Below are 21,832 nucleotides of genomic sequence, written 5' to 3'. Positions count from 1 at the left end.
CGAGAGGAGCAGCGATGACCATGACGGCCAGCGGAAGCACGCCCGTCGCTCCCGGGCGCCTCGGAGAGGCGATCGACCCGGGCGAGCTGCTCACCTATCTCACCGGCCTCGGCGAGTGGGTCGATCGGCAACGAAAAGAACTCGATCGCCTGGGCGCTGCTGCCCTCGCGTCACAGGAGCCCGATTCCTACACCTCCGACATCGTTCTCGCCGAGACGCTGTGGGAGGCCACCCGCAAACGACGCGAGAGCCTCGAGAGCGTCTGGGATTCGGGTCGGGTCGACACCGTCGCACGACAGAAGATGTCACAGCTGATCTGGGGCCGACTCGACTCCGGCGGCGGGGCCGAGCTCGTCTCCCTGGTCGAGGCCGTCCGGCTTGCCGACGCTCTCGTCTCGCAACTGACGACTCGGCTCAGCCTCGACCCTCGCGCAGCCGGAACCACCGCGCGCATCGTCGGGCTGCGCGCCGAACTCGAGCGCTCACGAGACCTGGCAGCATCCGACGCCGACAGCGCGCAGCGGGTGTCGACCCTGCGCAACCGGCTCGAGGCACTCGCCGAGAAGGCGGGCCGAGGCGCCGACGTGACCGGCCCTCTCGGCCAGCTGGTGCAAGACTCAGCGCGCCTCGAACGAGACCTCATCGTCGCGAGCTCCCAGAAGCGCGACCTGGCCCGGGATGCGCGCAAGGCGGCAGACGACGCCGCGGCCGCCGAGCGACGTGAGCCGGTGCTGCGGGCGCTGGCCGAGCGCTGCAGGCGCGAGATCGTCGACCCTCCGAAGCTGGCTATCCCCGATGTGTCGAAGCTCGGACCCGTTCCCCAGTCACGCGCGGCACTCGACTCCTGGATCGCTCGCCTCGCCCTCGTGAACCGCGCCTTCGAGGCCGTCGAAGACGCCTACGCCGGCCAGCTTCGAGAACGCGCCGAGCTGCGCTACCGCCTGTCGGGCTACCACGCGAAGGCCGAGAGCTCTGGCCGTTCGGCCTCGCCCACTGTCGCGGCCGGGTACCTCGAGGCCAAGGAGGCCGTCGACGCCACTCCGTGCGATCTGCGCCTCGCCCGCTTCTACGTCGAGCAATACCAATTTCTCACCCGTGACCTGCCGCCGGCATCCTCGCCGCGTCAAGGTCAGGAAGGACGCTACACGTCATGACCGATGTCCAGCACTGCCAGCAGCCCGGCTGCACGGGTGTGATCGAAGACGGCTACTGCAACGTCTGCGGATCGCCGGCGTCACCCAGCCCCCTTCCCCCCGCCTCGGGCACCGGCACCGCCGCGGCGGCGTCGCCCTCGGCCAAGCTGGGCACAGGCTTCTCGGCCGGCCCGCAGACCGGCAGCGGTGTGGATCCCGACTTCGCGCAGGCGGGTTCGACGCGCACAGGCCGCACCTCGTCGGCGCGACTCGCCACGGCGGCTCTGGGATCGGCGCGCACTGCGGCGACCGGTTCGAAGGCCACCCGACGGTTCGGAACCACCTCCACGCGTCTTCGCGGCCCGCGCCTCGGCGCCGGCCTCACGACCGTTCCCACCGAGCCGCCGGCCGATCCGCTGAAAGCGGTCATGGCGGTAGCCGAGCTCCCCGAGGCGAAGCGTTTCTGCTCCAACTGCGGCAAGCCGGTGGGTCGCGGTCGCGACGACAAGCCCGGTCGCACCGAGGGATTCTGCCCGAACTGCCGCACGCCCTTCTCCTTCACCCCGCAGCTGAAGCCCGGCGACGTCGTGGGTAGCCAGTACGAGGTCGTCGGATGCCTCGCGTTTGGTGGTCTCGGATGGATCTACCTCGCCCGTGACCAGAACGTCTCGGGCCGCTGGGTGGTTCTCAAGGGCCTGCTCAACTCGGGCGACCCGGATGCCTATGCCGCGGCGATCACGGAGCGCCAGTTCCTCGCCGAGGTCGAGCACCCCCTGATCGTCGAGATCTACAACTTCGTGATGTTCAACGGTGCCGGCTACATCGTCATGGAGTACGTGGGCGGACCCTCGCTCAAGGTGATCCTCAAAGAGCGCATGAAGGCGAACAACGGTGTCGTCGACCCGTTGCCCGTCGATCAGGCGCTCGCCTATGTGCTCGAGATCCTGCCGGCGTTCCAGTACCTGCACGACATCAACCTGCTGTTCTGCGACTTCAAGCCCGACAACATGATCCAGGTCGGCGACACGGTGAAGCTGATCGACCTGGGCGGCGTGCGGCGCATCGACGACCAGACCTCGGCCATCTTCGGCACCGTCGGGTTCCAGGCTCCCGAGGTTCCGGATGTCGGTCCATCCGTCGCCGCCGACATCTACACGATCGGCCGCACCCTGGCCACTCTTGTGCTCGACTTCCGCGGCAACCAGACGACCTTCGTGTCGTCGCTGCCCGATGTGGCCGACACTCCCGTGTTCCAGACGTACGACTCGTTCTACCGGCTGCTCGCCAAGGCGTGCGCCTTCGACCCGTCAGACCGCTTCGCGTCGGTCGACGAGCTGCGCGCCCAGCTGCTGGGAGTGCTGCGGGAGGTCGTGGCCACCGACCGCGGGCCGGGTCACCCCGCGCTGCACTCCGCGGCATCCGTTCTGTTCGAGGCGCCCGTCGCCGATGTCGTCGATCGGCCGCTGCCCTGGGATGCGCTGCCCGGCCTCAAGGTCGACGAGTCCGACCCGGCACGGAGCTGGCTCGCCGGTGTGAACATGGAAGACCCGGCGGCACGCCTGATCGCCCTCGAATCCGCTCCGAACGTCACCGTCGAGATCCGCCTTGCGCGTGCACGAGCGGCCATCGAGTCGGGCAATTTCCAGGCCGTCGACGCCGTGATGAGCGAGATCCTCACCGACGACCCGTGGGAATGGCGGGCCGTCTGGCTCGCCGGCCTCGCCGAGCTCGCCAAGGGAGACGCGCGCAGCGCCCGCGCGTCGTTCAACACCGTCTACGGTCAAGTGCCCGGAGAGCTCGCCCCGAAGCTGGCCCTCGCAGCGGCCTGCGAGGCGAGCGGCGAACCCGAGATCGCCGAGAGCCTCTACATCATCTGCGCCCGTTCTGACGCGAACTACACGGCCGCAGCCGCCTTCGGCCTTGCACGGATCCGCGAGCAGAGAGGCGACCTCGACGGCGCTCTGTCGGCCCTCGACCTCGTCACGCCCACCCGCAGCTCTTATGTCGACGCCCGCCGTCGGCGCGCCGAGCTGCTTGCCACCTCCCAGCGCGGACTCGCCTCGCTCGCCGCCGCCCTCGACAGCGTCTCGACGGTGTCGATCGATTCGAAGTCGCGAGTAGAGCTCACCGCCAGCGTCTTGGCATCCGCCCTGGCGGTGGTGCGCGATTCCGGACCGTCCACCGACGCGGTGGTCGGCGGCATACCAGCGCAGGAGGGGCCGCTTCGTGACGGCCTCGAGCGCGCGTATCGCGAGCTGGCAGGTCTCACGGAGAACCCCGCCGAACGCATCCATTTGGTCGACGAGGCCAACCGCGTTCGACGATGGACACTCTCGTGAGCGACCCGCGGATCGAGGGCCCCGGCGGGGCTCAGGTCGAACCTGTCATCGAACCCGCCGTCGAGGCCGTGCCCGAGCCTGCTGTCGAGACAGAGGCGGCACCCGCCGCCGAGACAGTGTCGGAGCCCGCGGTCGAGGCCGTGGCCGAGGCTGTTGTCGAGGCTGTGCCGGTGCTGTGTCCCGCCTGCGGAACGGTCAACGACCCCGACGCGAAGTACTGCGAGGAGTGCGGAACCCAGCTGGGCGAGCTCGTCGCGGTGAGCTCCGATCGCAACGCCGGCGAGGCTCAAGCCGAGGCCGAACCGAATGAGGCCACCTCGTCGACCTCTGCCCCGCGACGCGCCTGCGTCTACTGCGGCGGCACCATCGCCGACGACGGATACTGCGAACTCTGCGGCAAGCCCGCTCAGAGCGAGCGCGACCACTGGCAGGAGGCGCCCGCCGCGTGGGTCGGCGGCGTGTGCGACCGGGGCATCCGGCACGACATCAACGAAGACGCCATGGCCCTCGCCGCAGACCCTCAGGCGGGCGAGTTCGCCGTGCTGGTCGTCTGCGACGGGGTCTCGTCGACGCCGGGATCCGACAAGGCCAGCCTCGCGGCCGCTCGTGCTGCAACAGCTCACCTCGCCGCCGGGCGTCAGCTCGACGTGACCGAAGGCAACGACGACGAACTCGCGCAGGCGCGATGGTCAGACCGGATGCTCGAAGCCGGCGAACGCGCGAGCGCCGCGATCTACGAGGCGATCGGCGACCTGGCGGCACGAACCAATCCGCCCTCGTGCACCTTCGCCGCAGCGGTCATCGACGGCCCCCTCGTGGTCGTCGGCGGTGTGGGAGACAGCCGCGTCTATTGGATCGCCGACAGCGGCAAATCCCGTCAGCTCACCACCGATGACTCGTGGTCGCAGGAGATGATGTCCCACGGCATGTCGCGCCAGCAGGCCGAGAACGCCCCGCAGGCACACTCCATCACGCGATGGCTCGGCGCAGACTCGCCCGACGAGGCTCCGCACGTCGTGCCGACCTATCCCACCGGCGCCGGATGGATTCTGGTGTGCTCGGACGGGCTCTGGAACTACTGCTCCGACGCCGACGATCTGGCCGAGCTCGTGCACCGGGTCGTGGGGATGGTGGGAAGCAACCCCGTTCAGGTCTCTTCGTCTCTCGTCGACTGGGCCAATGAGCAGGGCGGTCAAGACAACATCACCGCCGCGCTCGCTCGATTCGATAGCGTTGTACCTACACCGGCCCAGCCGGCCTGATCTATGACAGATAGAGGAGTCTCCCATGGCAGAGTTCACCGCCAGCGTTTTCCAGAATGAATTCCTCTCAGACGGGGCCACAGATGTTCACGCCATCGTGACCGTCACGGTCGCGGGTGCGGGTCAGGCGGGCCAAGGCCAGGGCATGGCTGCCGGCGAGATCATCATCGTCGACACGTCGGGATCGATGACCGGCGAGAACCTCGGCGCCGCCAAGCACGCGGCATCCGTTGCCGTCGACCAGATTCTCGACGGCACGTGGTTCGCCGTGATCTCCGGCACCGACACGGCAGCTCGTGCGTTCCCGTACCCGAACGCGCGGCTTCCCATGGTGCAGATGGAACCGGGTGCCCGTGCCGCCGCAAAGCAGGCAATCGCCTCGTTCCAGCCGTCCGGTGGAACGGCGATGGGCACGTGGCTCACCCTTGCCCGTGAACTCTTCCAGGCCACTCCGCAGGCCACGCAGCGGCACGCGATCCTGCTCACCGACGGCAAGAACGAGCACGAATCGGCCCAGGCGCTGAGCCAGGCCATCTACAACGCCACAGGCGTGTTCCAGTGCGACGCCCGCGGCGTCGGTTCGCGCTGGCAGGTCGACGAGTTGCGCCAGATCGCCACCGCTCTGCTGGGCACGGTCGACCTCATCGCCAAGCCCGCCGACATGGCAGCCGACTTCGAGAGCATCATCAAGCAGTCGATGGGTCGAGGCGTGGCGTCGGCCGAGCTGCGCGTCTGGGCGCCCCAGGGCTCCGAGGTGCTGTTCGTGCGACAGGTCGCTCCCACGGTCGAAGACCTCACCACCCGCAAGACCATGGTCAACCCGCTCACCGGGTCCTACCCCACTGGATCGTGGGGCGACGAGTCGCGCGATTACCACGTTGCCGTGCGCGTCGCATCCAAGCCCGTGGGCTCGGAGCAGCTCGCCGCCCGTGTACAGCTGACCGTGCGTGACGAGGTTGTCGCATCCGGTCTGGTGAAGGCGCGCTGGTCGAACGACGACGCCCTCACCGCGCGCATCGACCCGGCCGTGGCGCACTACACGGGCCAGACCGAGCTCGCCTCCGCCATCCAGGACGGCCTGGCCGCCAAGGCCGCCGGTGACGCCGCGACGGCCACGGTCAAACTGGGCCGTGCCGTTCAGCTCGCCGCCGCGACCGGCAACGACGAGGCCACCGCTAAGCTCCGCAAGGTCGTCGAGATCGACGACGCCAACGAGGGCACCGTGCGGCTCCGTCGCGACGTGGCGAAGCTCGACGAGATGGCGCTCGACACGGCATCGACCAAGACCACGCGGGTGCGCAAATGACCCTCTGCCCCAACGGACACTCGTCGGCATCGACCGACTACTGCGATGTCTGCGGAACCCCGATGGTCGCGGCTGCGCCTGTTGCGCCGGCCCCGACCGTGGCGATCCCGACGACGTCGGGTTCGAGCGAGCCGATCACGTGCCCGAACTGCTCGTTCCCTAACCTGCCGGATGCGCTGTTCTGCGAGAACTGCGGATACGACTTCACTACCGGGTCACTTCCCGAACCCGACCCCGATGCTCACGGATTCGCCTCTCCGCTCACGGCGCCGGCTCCCGTGCCCAACGCTCCCGCCGTCGTTCCCGTCGTCGCGCCCGTGTCGAGTCTCGACATCGAGGAAGGCGACCTCGGAAAGCACGAGGCTGCCGGCGACCCCGGTTACGTCGAGGCTCCGGCCATCGAGGGCCAGCCGACAGTCGAGCCTGCCGGGCCGGCTGAGCCCGCAGAGCCGGAGGCCCCGACGGGCCCGGTGGTCTCCTCCCCCGCTGCACCGGCGATCGAGGGCGACAGCACGTGGGTCGCCGAGGTCTGGGTCGACCCGGAGTGGTACGAAGCACAGAAGTCCGACGATCCGCTGCCCTCCGGGGGGCTGCCTGAGATCGTCGTACTCAAGCAGAGCAGCCTGCTCGTCGGCCGCACTTCTTTGTCTCGCGACATTCACCCGCAGATCGAGTGCGGAACCGACAGCGGCGTCTCGAGACGGCACTGCCAGCTCAACACCGACGGGCAGCGCTGGTGGGTCGAAGACCTCCAATCGTCGAACGGCACCTTCGTGGGCGCCGCCGGCGAGGAGTTGCCGACCGTACCCATTCAGCCGGGGCAACGCCGGGAGGTGCACGATGGCGATCGCATCTTCGTGGGCGCCTGGACCCGTCTCGTCATTCGCAAGGCGCTGCCCGGCGAAGCGTAGACGGAAGCGTCTCGACACGGTCGCGGGCGGCCTACTCGACCAGCGCACCCTCTAGCGCTGATCGAGTAGCCGCGCGAGGAACGAGGCGTCGTATCGAGATCACTCGCGATGGTGGTCTCGATACGCTCGTTCCTCGCTACTCGACCAGCGCGGCGTTCTGCAGCGCCAGGTCGATCAGTTCGTCGATGAGTTGCGGGTAGCTGAGCCCCGACGCGATCCAGCAGGCCGGGAACATCGAGATCGGCGTGAAGCCCGGCATCGTGTTGAGTTCGTTCACCACGAAGCCGTTCTCGGTGAGAAAGAAATCGACGCGGGCGAGCCCGGCGCCGCCGATGGCATCGAACGCGGTGGCCGCGATGCTCTGCATGGTCGCGAGTTGCTCGTCACTCATCGGTGCGGGGCACACGAGCTCGATTCCGGGCGCATCGAGGTACTTCGCGTCGAAGTCGTAGAACGCCCTGTCGGTCATAACGACCTCGCCCGCTACCGATACCCGGGTGGGCGCGCCGTCGCGGCCCTCGAGCACTCCGCACTCGACCTCGCGGCCCACGATGCCCTCTTCGATGAGAACCTTGTCGTCCTCGGCGAGAGCGACGTCCATCGCCTCGACGAGCTGAGACCACTCGGTGATGCGGCTCACGCCCACTGACGAGCCGGCGCGAGCGGGCTTCACGAACGCCGGCAGTCCGAGCGAGGAGGCGCGTTCGGCGACGAGCGTGGGCGACTGTCGCCACTGTCTGGCCGTGACCGTGGTCCAGGGAGCAACCTCGATGCCCGCCTGCAGCAGCACGGTCTTCGTGAAGTGCTTGTCCATGCCGAGAGCGGATGCGAGAACGCCCGATCCCACAAACGGAAGGCCGAGCAGTTCGAGCATGCCCTGAACCGTGCCGTCTTCGCCGAAACGTCCGTGCAGAATCGGGAACACGACATCCACCTCGCCCAGGATGCGCGAGGTGCCGTCGGCAAGATCGACGGTCAGCGTGCGGTCGCCCGCCTTGTCAGGCCAGCGAATGCGGGTGCCGTTGTCGACTACACGGGGCATCGCGTCGGCGTCGATGGCGAATTTGGCGGGGTCGTCGTCTTCGAGAACGAACGATCCCTCGCCGGTGATGCCGATCGGAATGACGTCGAAGCGTTCCCGATCAATCGCGTGAAGAACTCCGCCCGCCGTCGCGCAGCTGATTGAGTGCTCGCTTGAACGGCCTCCAAAAAGCAGAGCCACCAGTGTTTTTCCGGCCATCGATTGTCCTTTCGCCCTGCGGCTCGTCGGAGTCCGTCGTCAGGTGGGGAGCTATGTCCCGAGGGTTCAGCGTACCGGCCAGCACCTCGCTGACCTGCTTGACGATGGGCATGTCCACGCCTTTGGCCGCGGCCAGCTCGAGGATCGGGGCCACCGAGGCGAGGCCCTCCGCGGTCTGCTGCATGCTCTTGACGACGTCGGCGAAGCTGTAGCCCTGGCCCAGCAGACGGCCGGCCGTGTTGTTGCGAGACAGCGACGAGCTGCTCGTGGCGATGAGGTCGCCGAGGCCCGCCAGGCCCGCGAGCGTATCGGCCTGTGCGCCGTAGGCCACGGCGAAATCGGTCATCTCGGCCAGGCCCCGTGTGATGATCGATGCCTTCGTGTTCTCGCCGTAGCCAACGCCGTCGACGATGCCGATGGCGACCGCGATGAGATTCTTGAGCACGCCGCCGAACTCCGTGCCGATGACGTCGACGTTCACGAACGAACGGAAGTAGCGGTTGCTCGCCACCATGGCCACGCGCTGCGCGGTCTCGAGGCTCTGCGACGAGATCACGGCTGCCGTCGGCTGCTCCTTGGCGATCTCGAGCGCGAGGTTCGGGCCGGATGCGACGGCGATGCGATCGCGATCGATCTCGAGCCCCAGCTCGATCACCTCGCTCATGCGCAGGCCGGACTTCTTCTCGACGCCCTTCATCAGGCTAATCACGAGTGCCTCCGCCGGCAGGAGAGGCTTGATGGCCGCGAGGTTCTCTCGCAGGCTCTGACTCGGAATAGAGACGAAGACCATCTCGGCCCCGGCCAACGCCTCAGCGAGACTCGAGGTGGCCGTCACGGTCAGCGGAAGGTTGATTCCGGGAAGGTAGTCGCTGTTGCGCTTGGCCTCGCTGATCTCGCGAGCCAGTTCGGGGCGTCGTGCCCACAGGGTCACGTCACTTCCGCCGTCGGCGAGGATCTTGGCGAACGTCGTTCCCCAACTTCCCGCTCCGAGCACGGTGACACGACGGCGAGGTGGAACGACGGCCACGGGCCTGGTCCTACTCAAAACGACCGGTCTCCTTCTGGTTGTGCGCAGCCGGGTTCCATCGTTCGACCGGTGCGGTTTCGCCCCGCAGCCCTTCGAGGAGTGCGGTGATGTCGGCCATGACCAGTTCGGTGGCGGCGGTCAGCAGTGCAGCATTGATCGGCTTGCCGCGGAATTCGGTGAGATCGACCGGGTCACCGAAAGCGACCTTGATGGTCTTGCGAGGGAAGAAGCTGATCTTGTTGGAGTAGCGGGCCATCACGGCCTGAGTTCCCCAGTGAGCGGCAGGAATGATCGGAAGATTCTGCTCGAGGGCCATCCGCACCGCTCCGGTCTTGCCCTTCATCGGCCAGATCTGCGGGTCTCGAGTGAGCGTGCCCTCGGGGTAGATGATGACGGCATTGCCCTTGTCGACCAGTTCGTTCGCGGCCTTCAGCGGCTCGCTGCCGCGAACGGAACCGGCACGCTCAACCGGGATCTGCCCCGTGCCACGAAGGACAGCGCCCACGACCGGCACCCGGAACAACGAGGCCTTGGCCAGAAATCTCGGTGCTCGACCGAGCTTCCAGATCGACCAGCCCATGATCACCGGATCGATGTTGCTGTAGTGGTTCGGCGACAGAACGAAAGCACCCGTCTTGGGAAGCTTCTGCGCATCGGTGAACTCGATTCTGGCGATGACCGACAGAATGGGCACCAGCACGGCCGCGAGAATTCGGAATCCGACGGTCTTCTCGGCCGCCTGGTTCGCCACCTTCTAAACCTCGAAGGAGAAGTCAGCTCCGAGCTTCTCGAGCTTGGCTACGAAGTCTCCGTAGCCGCGACCGATGAGTCCGACGTTGCTGACGGTCGAGCGGCCCTCGGCCGTCAATGCGGCGATGAGGTGGCTGAAGCCGCCGCGCAGATCGGGAACGACGATCTCGCTTCCGTGCAGTTTGGTGGGCCCGGTGATGACGGCAGCCTGCTCGAGCGGGCGACGCGGAACGCGTCGTTCTCCGCCCTCGAGTCCGTTCTTGTGCACCTGGATGTTCGCGCCCATCTCGACCAGCGCATCCGTGAAGCCGAAGCGGTCTTCGTAGACGGTCTCGTGAACGACCGAGGTTCCGATCGCCTGAGTCAGCGCGATGATGAGCGGCTGCTGCCAGTCGGTCATGAAGCCGGGGTGCACATCGGTCTCGATGGTCACGGGCTTGAGGTCGCCGCCCGGGTGGTAGAAGCGGATGCCGTCTTCCTCGATGTCGAACGCTCCGCCGATCTTGCGGAAGACGTTGAGGAACGTCATCATGTCTTGCTGCTTGGCACCCTTGCAGGTGATGTCGCCGCCCGTGGCGAGCGCGGCCGATGCCCAGCTTGCGGCCTCGTTGCGATCGAACAGCGCCCGGTGGTCGTAGCCCTTGAGGCTGTCGACGCCCTCGATGAGGATCACGCGGTTGGGCTCGACCGAGATGATCGCGCCCATCTTCTGCAGCACGGCGATGAGGTCCATGATCTCGGGCTCGATCGCGGCGTTCTTGAGCTCCGTGGTGCCCTTGACCCGAACGGCGGTCAGTAGCACCTGCTCGGTAGCTCCGACGCTCGGGTATGCGAACTCGATGTTCGCCCCGTGCAGACCGTTGGGTGCAGAGATGTCGATGCCGCTGGGCAGCTTGTCGACGATCGCGCCGAACTGCCTGAGTGCGTCGAGGTGGAAGTCGATCGGACGGTCACCGATACGGCAGCCACCGAGGTCGGGGATGAAGGCGTGACCCAGGCGGTGCAGAAGCGGCCCGCAGAACAGGATCGGAATGCGGCTCGACCCCGAGAGTGCGTCGATCTCGGCGCTGTTCGCGCTGGCGACATTGGTCGGGTCGAAGATCAGGATGCCCGTCTCGGCGCTTCCCGAGATCGTGACGCCGTGAGCTTCGAGCAGGCTGGCGACGACGCTGACGTCGGAGATGTCGGGCACGTCACGCAGGATGCTCTTGGTGTCGCCGAGAAGGGAGGCGACCATGGCCTTGGTGACGAGGTTCTTGGCCCCGCGCACGTCGATGGTGCCGCGAAGCGGACGACCGCCGTTGATGATGATCGTGTCGCTGGGTAGACCCACTCTGCGTGCCGCTTTCTGAGCATCCTGAACGAGGGAATTCACTAGATATAACCGCCTGTACTGCTTCTTATTTAACGGGAAGAGTCTTGGGGCGCCAGCTCTCGCGGCGGCCCTCGAACTCCGTGATTCGCGCTTCGTCGCGCAGGGTGAGCCCGATGTCGTCGAGGCCTTCGAGAAGCCTCCACCGAGTGTAGTCATCGATCTCGAAAGGCACGGTGAGGGCCCCTGCCGTCACCGTCTTGGCCGGAAGATCGACCGTGACTTCGAGCCCGGGCTGCGCGTCGATGAGCGCCCAGATCTTCTCGATGTCTGCTTCTGCAACCTGGGCCGCGAGGAGACCCTGCTTGCCCGAGTTGCCTCGGAAGATGTCGCCGAACCGAGCGCTGAGCACGGCCTTGAATCCGTAGTCGCGGAGAGCCCAGACGGCGTGCTCGCGCGACGAGCCGGTTCCGAAGTCGGGACCTGCCACGAGCACGGACCCGGCCTTGAACGGCTCCTTGTTCAGCACGAACTCGGGGTCTTGACGCCATCCGTAGAAGAGCGCGTCGTCGAAGCCGGTCTTGGTGACCCGCTTGAGGAAGACGGCGGGGATGATCTGGTCGGTGTCGATGTTCGACCGCTCGAGCGGTACGGCGACGCCGGTGATGACAGAAACCTTTTCCATTACAGGACACTCCCATTCACTGAGGCCGCGTTCCCTGAGCCCGTCGATGGGCCTGCGTCGACGAGGCGAGCATCGTCGATGGCGAGATCCCACGGACTCGACAGGGTTCCACGCACCGCAGTCGCCGCGGCGACCAGGGGCGAGACGAGGTGCGTACGACCGCCCTTGCCCTGGCGGCCCTCGAAGTTGCGGTTCGAGGTCGATGCACACCGCTCGCCGGGTTCGAGTTGGTCGGGGTTCATGCCGAGGCACATCGAGCATCCCGCGAAGCGCCAGTCGGCGCCGAAGTCTTTGAACACCTTGTCGAGACCCTCGGCCTCGGCCTCGATGCGAACCCGGGCCGAGCCGGGAACGACCATCACGCGCACGTTCTCGGCCTTGGTGCGGCCGCGAACGATGTCGGCGGCGGCCCGCAGGTCTTCGATGCGCGAGTTCGTGCACGACCCGATGAAGACGGTGTCGACCGCGATGTCCTTCATCGGGGTTCCCGCTTCGAGAGCCATGTACTCGAGCGCCCGCTCAGCAGCTGCCCGCTCGTTGGGATCGATGATCACCGAGGGGTCGGGCACCGGCTGCGACAGAGACACACCCTGGCCGGGGTTGGTTCCCCAGGTGACGAAGGGCTCGAGCTCATTCGCGTCGAGGAACACCTCAGCGTCGAAGACGGCGTCGTCGTCGGTGCGCAGCGTCTTCCAGTACTCGACGGCCGCGTCCCAGTCTTCGCCTTCGGGGGCATGCGGCCGGCCCTTGAGGTACTCGAAGGTGATCTCGTCTGGAGCGACCATGCCCGCGCGGGCACCCGCCTCGATCGACATGTTGCAGATCGTCATGCGGCCCTCCATCGAGAGCGAGCGGATCGCCGAGCCGCGGTACTCGAGCACATAGCCCTGGCCGCCTCCCGTCGAGATCTTGGCGATCACGGCCAGGATGATGTCTTTGGCGGTGACGCCGGGGCGCAGCTCGCCCTCGACGGTGATGGCCATGGTCTTGAACGCCTTGAGCGGCAGGGTCTGCGTGGCCATGACGTGCTCGACCTCGCTGGTGCCGATGCCGAATGCCATGGCGCCGAACGCTCCGTGCGTGCTGGTGTGCGAATCTCCGCAGACGACGGTGATGCCGGGCATGGTGAGGCCGAGCTGCGGGCCCACCACGTGCACGATTCCCTGCTCGACGTCGCCGAGCGAGTGCAGCCGGATGCCGAATTCCTTGGCATTGCGACGAAGGGTGTCGATCTGCGTGCGGCTCGTCAGGTCGGCGATGGGCTTGTCGATCGCGGCCGTCGGGGTGTTGTGGTCTTCGGTCGCGATGGTGAGGTCGGGACGACGCACGGGCCGGCCGGCCACGCGGAGGCCGTCGAAGGCCTGCGGACTCGTGACCTCGTGCACCAGGTGCAGGTCGATGTAGATGAGGTCGGGCGTGCCGTCTTCACCCTTGACCACGAGATGGTCTTCCCAGACCTTCTCGGCCAGGGTCTTGCCGCGATGCACCGGGGAATCTGAAATCGTCATTAGTGATGCCTTCTCTTATGAATCTGCTTGCGAGAGCCCATGACACACTCCGCGACGAGGTGAGGCCTTAGAACGAGGACTCGTCGCGGCAACCAAGAAGGAGTCGACCAGACAGCATCCGTCTAGGGTAACACCCGCGATCATCCCGAGCATTCCCGAACCCGCTCCCCCTCACGGATGAGGAAGAATCGGCCACACGCCGGTATCAGCCGCGCGACTCGCCGGACTCGTCGACGGTTTCCTCATCCGCGAGCGGAGCATCTGCGGGCCTGTCTACCGCGGAACCCGCCAAGGGGGCGCCGGTCGGAGCGGCATCCTGTCGACCACTCTCGCGGCGCATGGCGATGAGACTCGCGATCGTCGCGACGGCCATGGAGCCGACGATCACAGCCAGAGAGGTCCACGTGGAGATATCGGGCGCCCACTCGATGTGCTTGCCGCCGTTGATGAACGGCAGCTCGTTCTCGTGCAGCGCGTGCGACACGAGCTTGAACCCGATGAACGCCAGGATGAACGCGATGCCGTAGTGCAGGTAGACCAGCTTCTCGAGCAGACCGCCCAGCAGGAAGAACAACTGCCGCAGTCCCATGAGCGCGAAGACGTTGGCGGTGAAGACGATGAACGGGCTGGTCGTGATGCCGAAGATCGCGGGGATCGAGTCGAGGGCGAACAGCAGATCGGTAGAACCGAGAGCGATGAAGACGATCAGCATCGGCGTGAAGATCTTCTTGCCGTCGATGCGCGTGCGCACCTTCGCGCCGTCGAAGTCGTTCGAGATGCTGATGTGGCGACGCAGGTAGCGAATAAGTCTGCTCTCGCCCGCGTCGGCATCGTCGTGCTTCGAGAACGCCTGCTGCCACGCCGTGTACAGCAGGAAGGCGCCGAAGATGTAGAAGATCCAGCTGAAGTTCTCGATGAGCTGGGCACCGAGAAGAATGAAGATGCCGCGCAGCACTAGCGCGATGAGGATGCCCACCATCAGCGCCTCCTGCTGCAGCTGCTTCGGCACCTTGAAGCGGGCCATGATGATGATGAAGACGAAGAGGTTGTCGATCGAGAGGCTGTACTCCGTGAGCCAACCGGCCAAGAACTGCCCCGCGTGCTCCCCGTCGGCGAAGATCAGCATCAGCAGCGCGAATACCAATGCGAGGCCGATGTAGAACACGACCCACAGAGTCGATTCCTTTGCCGACGGAATGTGCGGGCGCTTCAGCACCAGCAGCAGATCGACGACAAGGATCAGCGTCAGAATGACGAGAGACGAGACTTCGAACCAGATGGGCAGGTTGAGAGCTTCGGGCATGTGAGGGGTGAGACCTTTCGGGATGGCGGGTACGCCGAGCGACCGAAAGTCTCTCCCGCGCGAACTCGAACCTGTCGGTCACGCCACCGCAACGGACCCGCGGCGATGGGGATCGTATTGACGACTGCGATGAAGGTGGGATACTCCCCTTCTGCAAGCGATGTTACAGGATGCGGGCGCTAGGATTCGGCCCAGACCGACTTTCAGGAGACCCCCTTGGCCAGCAGCCCGCAGACCACCGTGAACCCGTCCCACACTCGCCAGTACCGGCCACAGACCGCATGGGTCAAGTCGGTCGGCTACCTCATCTTCTTCAGCCGCTGGCTTCAGGCGCCGCTGTACTTGGGCCTCATCATTGCGCAGCTCGTGTACGTCGTGGTCTTCGTCATCGAACTCGTGCATCTCATCGAGAAGGTCATGGAGGACCCCCTGCACATCGAGGAATCGGTGATCATGCTCTCGGTGCTCGGCCTCATCGATGTGGTCATGATCGCCAATCTTCTGATCATGGTCATCATCGGCGGCTACGAGACCTTCGTCTCGAAGATCGACATCGAGGGGCACCCCGACCAGCCCGAGTGGCTCTCGCACGTCAACGCGAATGTGCTCAAGGTCAAACTGGCCATGGCCATCATCGGCATCTCGTCGATCCACCTGCTCAAGACCTTCATCGAGGTCAACGATCTCGGCGCCCCCAACGCCAAGTCCGAAACGGGCGATGAGGATCGCTATACAGCCGAAGGCGTCTTCTGGCAGGTCATGATCCACGTGGTGTTCATTCTGTCTGCCATCGCGCTCGCACTCATCGACCGCATGTCGCAGAAACACGGCGTCTCGAGAGGCATCTCGGACAGCCCCTCGTCGCAGTCCTCCCTGTCTGCAGCCCCGTCGCCGGTTCCAGACGGCGCCGTCGCGGTGTCGGGCTACATCATCGACGGCAAGTTCGTCGAGCAGCGCTAGCTGCTCGACGAACCCGACGTCGACGATCGATCAATCGGGCTACTACTTGCCGAGATCGGCGAGAAGGGATGCGCGCACCTCGTCGAGACGGCGCGCGAAGGTAGCGGCGGTTCCCGCAGGCACAGCGCCGCGCGCTCCACTCGCTCGAAGCGCCGTGCGCACCGACTGTCGGAACTCGGCCAGCGCGATGTCGACGTCGCGGATCTCGTCCCGACTCGCATCCCATGACGCACGGCCGGATGCGGGCGTCTCGTCAGCCGCGGGAGTCTCGTCGGCCGAGCGCGCCTGGTCCCTCGCATCCTGAGTGGTCGCGTCTTGCGTGGGGTCGAACGCGAACCACGAGGAGTACGACTGGCTGGTGGCGTCGGTCGCCTCGCGAGCCTGTCGGGCGGCGGAGGCAAGATCGGCGCGCAGACTCTTCATGGCCTCGCCCACTCCGGAGCGCACCTCGTCGGCGAGCCGACGCACACTGTCGGTGAGATCGTTCTCGATCGAGGTCAGTTCACTCTCGCGGGAGTCGAGCTCGGCCCGCCCCGCCTCGGTGATCTCGTAGACGGTCTTGCGTCCGTCTGCCGTCTTCGTGACGAGCCCCTCGTCTTCGAGCTTCGCGAGGCGCGGGTAGATCGTGCCCGCACTGGGGGCATACGTTCCGCCGAAACGCTCGCTGAGCGCCTGGATCAATTCGTAGCCGTGCTTCGGCGACTCGTCGAGAAGCTTGAGCAGGTAGAGCCGCAGATGGCCGTGGCCGAAGACGGGGGTCACAGGGACTCTCCCTCCGGAGCGTCGTACGGGGCAGCGTCAGAGACGGGAGCGTCGTAGACACCCGTGCTCGATGCGGTCGATGCTCCGACAGTGGCGCGCCGCACCGAGGTGATGTCACCCGACACGGAGTTGGCCCGAACCTCGACCCACTTGCCGTCGAGCGTGCCCGCCGTGTGATTGAAGCCCCGGCCACGCGTGCCTCGCGTGGTGGTCGAGTCGACCTGCAGGGTGCCACTGACGCTGTTGAGCGTGAAGCGTGCCGCCACATCGTGATCGAGTCGAATGGTGAGGTCGCCGCTCACCGTGTTGTTGCTGATCTCTTCAGGAACGCCCGTGAGATCGAGGAACACGGCCCCGGAGACTCCATCGGCCGAGAACTTGCGCAGCGCACCCGTGACCGTGATGTCGCCGGTGACGGTGTGAGCGTTCAGCACTCCCTGCTGATCGCTGACCGAGATCTCACCGCTGACCGTGTTGATGTCGAGGTCGCCGATGATGTCGTCGATCACGATGTCGCCTGATACGGAGTTGATCCGCGCATCGGTGCGCAGCCCCGAGATGAGGGCGCTGGAGTTGACCACGCCGAACTTGAGCTTCGCATCGCGCGGGATCATGATGCTGATGTCGGCCTTCGCTGTTCCCTTGAACGACTTGAAGACGTCGATGAAGTTGTCCCACCGCAGTTGCGGGTGATCGATCTCGAGTACGTCGCCATCGATCGAGACTTTCAGGTCTTTGCCCGAGACCGAGTGGACCTCGACGCGTGCGCCGGGCTCGTCGTGGGCGATGACGTCGATCTTTCCGCCGATGAGGCCGATCTTGACCGAGCGAACGAGTTCGAGGTCGATGACCTTCGGCCCCGTGACGAGCCACTTCTCGATGGCCATGAATATCTCCTTGATGTCGTTGACGCGATATATCGCGTTGCTTGAATTCACGATATATCGTGTATTCGCGCAGAGTCAAGCTATATCGCGAATCGGATGCCGTTGGCTGGCTTAACGACGAAGCGCCCCGACCCACAGGGGGTCGGGGCGCTTCGAACGTTGTGTGGCGCGTTATGCGCGGCTGCGGCTTCCGCGACCCACGATGAGGCCGTAGACCAGAAGCACGACGATCGAGCCGACGATGGCGATGAGCCACGACTCGATGCTGAAGAACCCGTCGTAGCCGACGCCGAAGACCGCTCCACCGATCCAGCCGCCGACAAGGGCACCCACAACACCGAGGATAAGGGTTACAACCCATCCACCGCCCTGCTTGCCCGGGAGGATCGCCTTGGCGATAGCTCCGGCGATGAGTCCGAGAAGAAGAAAACCGAGAAAGCTCATGACTGTCTCTCCAATGCGCTGTGTAGTGCAATAGACGGATTTCGACTACTGCAGCCAAGACACTAGCGGTCGTGCCCTATTTGGGGCACAGGGGTTGACATTGGGCACATTCGTCAGGCTACTTCTCAGCCTTCCACCCCAGCAGAGGTGCGAGAATGCCCGCGATATCGGTGAGGATCTGCACGTAGTCGTCGTGCTCGAGCGTGAACGGCAGAGCGAACACCACCTCGTCGACCGCCTGATAGCCTGCGTGCGCGCGCAGCTTGTCCGCGATCTCTGCCGATGACCCCACGAGGTCGGGCGCAAAGAGCATGCGTTGCGGACCCTGCGGCGCCGTCGTGCGCGCGAACCTCCGCTCCGCGAAGGCACGGTACTTGGCCGCCTGCTCGGGCGTAGCCGTATCGGTCGGAATGACGACGAGTCCCTGTGACGCGCGAGCGGCCTGCCCCAGCGGATGACGGTCGCGGAACAGGTCGATCTGAGCACGCTGGATTCGAGCGAAGTCGTCGTCTTCTTCGGCGCGGACAACGCTGCTGCTCAGCAGGTTGAGTCCCCGCTCCCCCGCCCATGCGGCCGACGAGAGACCGGCGGCGCCGTACCAGACCCTGTCCGCCAGCCCGGGAGAGTAGGGCTGAACCCGTGTTGAATACGCCTCGATACCCTCGGTGCCTTCGAACGTGCTCACGTCGCCGCCGCGCAGATTATGAAGAAGACGGTCGACCCGCTCGGTCGTGAAGTTCTCGGTCCGCCAGGAGTCCGGATAGAGGTGCGCCTTGATGTCGTCGAAGTGCGTCGGAACCCCCACGCTGACGCCGGGATTCAGCCGTCCACGGCTGAGCACGTCGACCGTCGCGAGGTCTTCGGCCAGCCGGAACGGGTTCTCGAGCCCGATCGGAATCACGGCGGTCCCGAGCTCGATGCGACTCGTACGCTGACTGGCAGCCGCGAGCACCGCGACGGGCGACGAGATTCCGTGCTGCAGGTGCCGGTCGCGCAGCCAGGCACTGTCGAAGCCCAGCCGCTCCCCCAGCTCGATGATCTGCAGCGTGCTCTCGTGACCTCCGAATGGGTCGGACTCGTCAAAGAAGCCGATGGTCAGAAATCCGAGACTCTTGAGGTCGCGCGGGCTGTCTGTGCTCATGCCTTCACAGTACCGACGCACGCCCACCCGGCCGCACCGCGGCATGCAATGCCGTCATTCTGCGCAACGAAAAAGCCCGGCGCCCCTCTGCAAGAAGGGAACCGGGCTATCTGTGACCCCAACCGGATTCGAACCGGTGCTGCCGCCGTGAGAGGGCGGTGTCCTAGGCCGCTAAACGATGGGGCCGTCTGCAACTCAACGAGTATGCCATACGATCAGCCTTCAATGCGAATCGGCTCAGGCGAGGATGCGGAGCGCCCCCGGCACGACCTCGACCTCGACCGGCAGCGGCCCCACCCGCTCGCCGTCTGCGTACGCGATCACGTCGTCGGCGTCAATGCGAACGCGAGACACCCTCGAGATGTCGACGATGTCGAGCCCTGTGTGGCTGCCGGAGAAGACTTTGGGAAAGAGCCGCAGAAAACGCACCCGCGACAGGGCGCCCACCCGGAACAGATCGAGCAGCCCGTCATCGAGCACGGCATTGGGCGTGACCGTCATGCCGCCGCCCAACGAGCGATTGTTTGCGACCGCGATCAAGGAGGCGCTGACGGTGAGCTGCTTGCCGTCCACGGTGAGCTCGTAGCTGCGAGCGCGCAGGGTGACGAGTTCGGCCAGCAGCGCGATCACGTAGCGGCTCGCTCCGCGAGGCCGCTTCATGCGGTTCGCCCGCTCATTCACGAGGGCGTCGAAGCCCGCCGACAGCACACCACCGAACCAGGTCGAGCCGCCCGCGTGATGCACGCGCCCGGCGTCGATTGTGCGTGCGCCCGCAGACAGCGCCGTGCGCAGAACCGCCAGGGCGTCGTCGAGCGAGTCCAGCGGAATGCCGAGGCCGCGCGCCATGTCATTCCCCGTGCCCGACGGGATGATGCCGAACGGAATGCCCGTGCCGGCGGTCGCATTGACGGCTAGGCTCACCATTCCGTCTCCGCCGACGACGACGAGCGCATCGGCGGCGGCCGGGCCACCGGCATCCAGAGCCTGACGAACGGCTGAGGTGAGAGACGCGAAATCGGGCTGCGTGACGGCTGTGACGTCGTGGCCGTCTGCGGCCAGCGCGTTGACGACTCTCGGGCCCGTCGCGCTGCGCGAACCGAACGATGCAGAGGGGTTGATCGCGACGACGATCCGCTGAGGCGAGCTGGGCATGATGTGTTGATTATGGCCTACAGGCAATGCCCAACGAGGATCGTTCGATGCGTTCTACGCTGATGCCATGAGACTCACCAAACTCGAGCATGCCGCGTTGATCATCGAGCAGTCGGGAAAGAAGCTGTTCGTCGATCCGGGCTCGTTCACCACCGCGATCACCGAGGCGGCCGGCGCCGTTGCCGTCGTCATCACCCACGAGCACGCCGACCACTGGACGCCAGAACAGCTGACTCGCCTCGTCGACAGGGCCCCCGACATCCAGATCTTCGGCCCGCAGGGCGTCGCGGACGCCGCCGGCGGGTTCCCGGTGACCGTCGTGAAGGCGGGCGACGAGGTCTCGGTCGCGCCGTTCACGCTGCAATTCTTCGGAGAGAAGCACGCGGTGATCCACGAGTCGATCCCGGTCGTCGACAACGTCGGTGTGCTCATCAACGGCTCGGTCTACTACGGCGGCGACTCGTACACGGTGCCCGAGGGCGTCGCAGTCGACGTTCTCGCCGCCCCCATCGGAGCACCGTGGCTGAAGATCAGCGAGGCGATGGACTACGTGCTCGCCGTCACACCTCGACGCAGCTTTCCCATCCACGAGATGACTCTCTCGAAGGCGGGAAAAGCCATGACCGGTGACCGCATCAAGTGGGCCACCGAGCAGAACGGCGGAGAGTACTTCGCACTCGAGCCGGGCGACTCACTCGACGTTTAGCGGCAGACGCCTCAGTCGACGCGGCAGACGCCTCAGTCGAAGCGGGGCTTGCGCCTCTCGTCGTCTCCGAAGACCTCTTCTGCAATCAGCTCGGTGTTGACCAGCGGGCGGCGGTCGTCGGGAGACTCTCGGCCCGGCTCCTCGTCTTCGGGCGTCGAGTCGAGGTCGGGGTCGACATCGGGGTCGGCATCGAGCTGCTCGTCGTTGTGATGCGTCTCGCCGTGACGACGGTCGACGTCTTCGACGATGCCGTTGGTCTGGTCGAACGGGTGCGCGACCTCGTCGAGAGCACTGCGGTTCGGCTCCTGGCGTGCGGCATCGTCGTTCTGCGGGCTGGTGGAGGGATCTGATGCATTCATGGCGGCGACGTTACGCCCGCTCGAGCGGTGCCGATAGGGCTTGAAAAAGCCGAGATATGAGAGCGCACAGTTGGGAATCCTCATGGACCCTTGTGTGTTATCTCTAGCGAGTCGTGAGAACGGCTGTAGATGGAGGCACAGTGACCAGACCAATAGAAGAGATTGAAGACGAGACCGGCGTCGTCACGAAGTACCGGCGACACCTGAACGGACGCGGGCGCGTGGCGTCGAAAGCCAAGGTTCACCCGAGCGCATTCATCGAGTCGTCGGCCTACGTCGAGTCGGATGCCCAGGTCGGGCAGAACACCTGGATCGGCGCGGGTAGCTGGGTCGACCGCGGCGCGGTGATTTCAGACGGCGTCTTCGTCGGCGCCAACGTGCACATCGGTCGCGGAGTACTCGTGGGTCGAGGAGCTCGACTCGGAAGCAACTCCCGCATCGAGGCCGACGTACGCATCGGTGACCAGACCCGGGTCGAACGCGACACCCGCGTAGTCGAAGACCTCGGGTGGAGCGAGCGCCGTCGGCAATCGCCGGCGGATGGGTTCGCCAAAGCCGCCTAATCGGCGTCGACCATCGACCGGTCGCTCTCACCTCGCGGTGGGCGCGGCCGGTTTTGTCTGTCTTGGTGGCGCTCGACGGGAC

The 21,832-nt window shown here is 65.8% G+C and carries 21 protein-coding genes and 1 tRNA gene; 8 read left to right on the top strand and 14 right to left on the bottom strand.

Going from position 1 to position 21,832, the window contains the following annotated elements; translation table 11 throughout:
* Nucleotides 1–14: 14 nt before the first annotated feature.
* From CCK87_RS03110 to CCK87_RS03090, 5 genes are read left to right on the top strand one after another with little or no spacing between them, the layout of a single operon-like run.
* Nucleotides 15–1,154, top strand: coding sequence for a hypothetical protein (locus tag CCK87_RS03110; protein WP_249273678.1), 1,140 nt, complete (start codon nucleotides 15–17; stop codon nucleotides 1,152–1,154).
* Entirely contained in the window at nucleotides 1,151–3,472 is a 2,322-nt protein-coding gene (locus tag CCK87_RS03105; RefSeq protein ID WP_086460011.1) for a serine/threonine-protein kinase, read from the top strand. Before CCK87_RS03110 ends, CCK87_RS03105 begins: the two co-directional genes overlap by 4 nt.
* Nucleotides 3,469–4,734, top strand: a complete 1,266-nt coding sequence (locus CCK87_RS03100; RefSeq protein ID WP_249273677.1) for a protein phosphatase 2C domain-containing protein — start codon at nucleotides 3,469–3,471, stop codon at nucleotides 4,732–4,734. The genes CCK87_RS03105 and CCK87_RS03100 overlap by 4 nt, the downstream gene beginning before the upstream one ends.
* 25 nt (nucleotides 4,735–4,759) lie before the next feature.
* Nucleotides 4,760–6,040, top strand: a complete 1,281-nt coding sequence (locus CCK87_RS03095; RefSeq protein WP_086460009.1) for a VWA domain-containing protein — start codon at nucleotides 4,760–4,762, stop codon at nucleotides 6,038–6,040.
* Nucleotides 6,037–6,951 (top strand): FHA domain-containing protein, encoded by a 915-nt coding sequence (locus CCK87_RS03090; protein ID WP_086460008.1) that lies wholly within the window; start codon nucleotides 6,037–6,039, stop codon nucleotides 6,949–6,951. The genes CCK87_RS03095 and CCK87_RS03090 overlap by 4 nt, the downstream gene beginning before the upstream one ends.
* Before the next feature lie 136 nt (nucleotides 6,952–7,087).
* Here the strand turns inward: CCK87_RS03090 and CCK87_RS03085 are convergent, their stop codons facing one another.
* From CCK87_RS03085 to CCK87_RS03055, 7 genes are all read right to left on the bottom strand, one after another.
* Nucleotides 7,088–8,191: a D-alanine--D-alanine ligase family protein gene (locus CCK87_RS03085; RefSeq protein ID WP_086460007.1), complete on the bottom strand. Its 1,104-nt coding sequence runs from the start codon at nucleotides 8,189–8,191 to the stop codon at nucleotides 7,088–7,090.
* Nucleotides 8,094–9,218, bottom strand: coding sequence for an NAD(P)H-dependent glycerol-3-phosphate dehydrogenase (locus tag CCK87_RS03080; protein WP_086460006.1), 1,125 nt, complete (start codon nucleotides 9,216–9,218; stop codon nucleotides 8,094–8,096). The genes CCK87_RS03085 and CCK87_RS03080 overlap by 98 nt, the downstream gene beginning before the upstream one ends.
* Before the next feature lie 10 nt (nucleotides 9,219–9,228).
* On the bottom strand, nucleotides 9,229–9,969 hold the full coding sequence (locus CCK87_RS03075) for a lysophospholipid acyltransferase family protein (protein WP_086460005.1): 741 nt from the start codon (nucleotides 9,967–9,969) through the stop codon (nucleotides 9,229–9,231).
* Nucleotides 9,970–9,972: 3 nt separating this feature from the next.
* A complete protein-coding gene (murA, locus tag CCK87_RS03070) occupies nucleotides 9,973–11,343 on the bottom strand; it encodes a UDP-N-acetylglucosamine 1-carboxyvinyltransferase (protein WP_086460004.1) in 1,371 nt (456 codons plus the stop codon).
* A 25-nt stretch (nucleotides 11,344–11,368) separates the two neighbouring features.
* Nucleotides 11,369–11,965 (bottom strand): 3-isopropylmalate dehydratase small subunit, encoded by a 597-nt coding sequence (gene leuD / locus CCK87_RS03065; RefSeq protein WP_086460003.1) that lies wholly within the window; start codon nucleotides 11,963–11,965, stop codon nucleotides 11,369–11,371.
* Nucleotides 11,965–13,473 carry a 3-isopropylmalate dehydratase large subunit gene (gene leuC / locus CCK87_RS03060; RefSeq protein ID WP_086460002.1) on the bottom strand — a complete coding sequence of 503 codons (1,509 nt, stop codon included), beginning with the start codon at nucleotides 13,471–13,473 and terminating at the stop codon, nucleotides 11,965–11,967. Before leuC ends, leuD begins: the two co-directional genes overlap by 1 nt.
* 205 nt (nucleotides 13,474–13,678) lie before the next feature.
* Nucleotides 13,679–14,776, bottom strand: coding sequence for a TerC family protein (locus CCK87_RS03055; RefSeq protein ID WP_086460001.1), 1,098 nt, complete (start codon nucleotides 14,774–14,776; stop codon nucleotides 13,679–13,681).
* Nucleotides 14,777–14,992: 216 nt separating this feature from the next.
* On the opposite strand from CCK87_RS03055, the gene CCK87_RS03050 reads away from it, so the two are divergent.
* Complete coding sequence (locus CCK87_RS03050; protein WP_249273676.1) at nucleotides 14,993–15,736, top strand: TIGR00645 family protein; 744 nt, start codon at nucleotides 14,993–14,995, stop codon at nucleotides 15,734–15,736.
* A gap of 42 nt (nucleotides 15,737–15,778) precedes the next feature.
* Here the strand turns inward: CCK87_RS03050 and CCK87_RS03045 are convergent, their stop codons facing one another.
* From CCK87_RS03045 to CCK87_RS03020, 6 genes are all read right to left on the bottom strand, one after another.
* The gene (locus CCK87_RS03045; RefSeq protein ID WP_086460000.1) at nucleotides 15,779–16,498 is read right to left on the bottom strand and encodes a PadR family transcriptional regulator; all 720 of its coding nucleotides are present in this window, start codon (nucleotides 16,496–16,498) and stop codon (nucleotides 15,779–15,781) included.
* The gene (locus tag CCK87_RS03040; RefSeq protein ID WP_086460350.1) at nucleotides 16,495–17,385 is read right to left on the bottom strand and encodes a DUF4097 family beta strand repeat-containing protein; all 891 of its coding nucleotides are present in this window, start codon (nucleotides 17,383–17,385) and stop codon (nucleotides 16,495–16,497) included. Before CCK87_RS03040 ends, CCK87_RS03045 begins: the two co-directional genes overlap by 4 nt.
* Before the next feature lie 171 nt (nucleotides 17,386–17,556).
* Nucleotides 17,557–17,829 (bottom strand): GlsB/YeaQ/YmgE family stress response membrane protein, encoded by a 273-nt coding sequence (locus CCK87_RS03035; RefSeq protein WP_085482177.1) that lies wholly within the window; start codon nucleotides 17,827–17,829, stop codon nucleotides 17,557–17,559.
* Nucleotides 17,830–17,947: 118 nt separating this feature from the next.
* Nucleotides 17,948–18,970 (bottom strand): LLM class flavin-dependent oxidoreductase, encoded by a 1,023-nt coding sequence (locus tag CCK87_RS03030; RefSeq protein WP_086459999.1) that lies wholly within the window; start codon nucleotides 18,968–18,970, stop codon nucleotides 17,948–17,950.
* 113 nt (nucleotides 18,971–19,083) lie between these two features.
* Nucleotides 19,084–19,156: transfer RNA gene (locus CCK87_RS03025), tRNA-Glu, on the bottom strand.
* Between the two features lie 51 nt (nucleotides 19,157–19,207).
* On the bottom strand, nucleotides 19,208–20,122 hold the full coding sequence (locus tag CCK87_RS03020) for a diacylglycerol kinase family protein (RefSeq protein ID WP_086459998.1): 915 nt from the start codon (nucleotides 20,120–20,122) through the stop codon (nucleotides 19,208–19,210).
* Between the two features lie 67 nt (nucleotides 20,123–20,189).
* Here CCK87_RS03020 and CCK87_RS03015 point away from each other — a divergent pair, with 67 nt between their 5' ends.
* Complete coding sequence (locus CCK87_RS03015; protein WP_086459997.1) at nucleotides 20,190–20,828, top strand: MBL fold metallo-hydrolase; 639 nt, start codon at nucleotides 20,190–20,192, stop codon at nucleotides 20,826–20,828.
* 32 nt (nucleotides 20,829–20,860) lie between these two features.
* On the opposite strand, the gene CCK87_RS03010 is transcribed toward CCK87_RS03015, so the two are convergent.
* Nucleotides 20,861–21,187: a hypothetical protein gene (locus tag CCK87_RS03010; protein ID WP_086459996.1), complete on the bottom strand. Its 327-nt coding sequence runs from the start codon at nucleotides 21,185–21,187 to the stop codon at nucleotides 20,861–20,863.
* A gap of 140 nt (nucleotides 21,188–21,327) precedes the next feature.
* Between CCK87_RS03010 and CCK87_RS03005 the strand changes: the two genes are divergently transcribed.
* Complete coding sequence (locus CCK87_RS03005; protein WP_170927120.1) at nucleotides 21,328–21,750, top strand: DapH/DapD/GlmU-related protein; 423 nt, start codon at nucleotides 21,328–21,330, stop codon at nucleotides 21,748–21,750.
* Nucleotides 21,751–21,832 lie beyond the last annotated feature (82 nt).

The sequence above is a fragment of the Agreia sp. VKM Ac-1783 genome, from assembly GCF_900177765.1.
Taxonomy (GTDB): domain Bacteria; phylum Actinomycetota; class Actinomycetes; order Actinomycetales; family Microbacteriaceae; genus Agreia.
Note: the sequence above shows the minus strand (reverse complement) of the source record. Positions and strands in the feature narration are given on the sequence as shown.

Bases quoted from the DNA above. Each gene is read 5' to 3' on its own strand.
- CCK87_RS03110 (WP_249273678.1), top strand. From the start codon at position 15: ATGACCATGACGGCCAGCGGAAGCACGCCCGTCGCTCCCGGGCGCCTC.
- CCK87_RS03105 (WP_086460011.1), top strand. From the start codon at position 1,151: ATGACCGATGTCCAGCACTGCCAGCAGCCCGGCTGCACGGGTGTGATC.
- CCK87_RS03095 (WP_086460009.1), top strand. From the start codon at position 4,760: ATGGCAGAGTTCACCGCCAGCGTTTTCCAGAATGAATTCCTCTCAGAC.
- CCK87_RS03090 (WP_086460008.1), top strand. From the start codon at position 6,037: ATGACCCTCTGCCCCAACGGACACTCGTCGGCATCGACCGACTACTGC.
- CCK87_RS03085 (WP_086460007.1), bottom strand. From the start codon at position 8,191: ATGGCCGGAAAAACACTGGTGGCTCTGCTTTTTGGAGGCCGTTCAAGC.
- leuD (WP_086460003.1), bottom strand. From the start codon at position 11,965: ATGGAAAAGGTTTCTGTCATCACCGGCGTCGCCGTACCGCTCGAGCGG.
- leuC (WP_086460002.1), bottom strand. From the start codon at position 13,473: ATGACGATTTCAGATTCCCCGGTGCATCGCGGCAAGACCCTGGCCGAG.
- CCK87_RS03055 (WP_086460001.1), bottom strand. From the start codon at position 14,776: ATGCCCGAAGCTCTCAACCTGCCCATCTGGTTCGAAGTCTCGTCTCTC.
- CCK87_RS03040 (WP_086460350.1), bottom strand. From the start codon at position 17,385: ATGGCCATCGAGAAGTGGCTCGTCACGGGGCCGAAGGTCATCGACCTC.
- CCK87_RS03035 (WP_085482177.1), bottom strand. From the start codon at position 17,829: ATGAGCTTTCTCGGTTTTCTTCTTCTCGGACTCATCGCCGGAGCTATC.
- CCK87_RS03030 (WP_086459999.1), bottom strand. From the start codon at position 18,970: ATGAGCACAGACAGCCCGCGCGACCTCAAGAGTCTCGGATTTCTGACC.
- CCK87_RS03020 (WP_086459998.1), bottom strand. From the start codon at position 20,122: ATGCCCAGCTCGCCTCAGCGGATCGTCGTCGCGATCAACCCCTCTGCA.
- CCK87_RS03015 (WP_086459997.1), top strand. From the start codon at position 20,190: ATGAGACTCACCAAACTCGAGCATGCCGCGTTGATCATCGAGCAGTCG.
- CCK87_RS03010 (WP_086459996.1), bottom strand. From the start codon at position 21,187: ATGAATGCATCAGATCCCTCCACCAGCCCGCAGAACGACGATGCCGCA.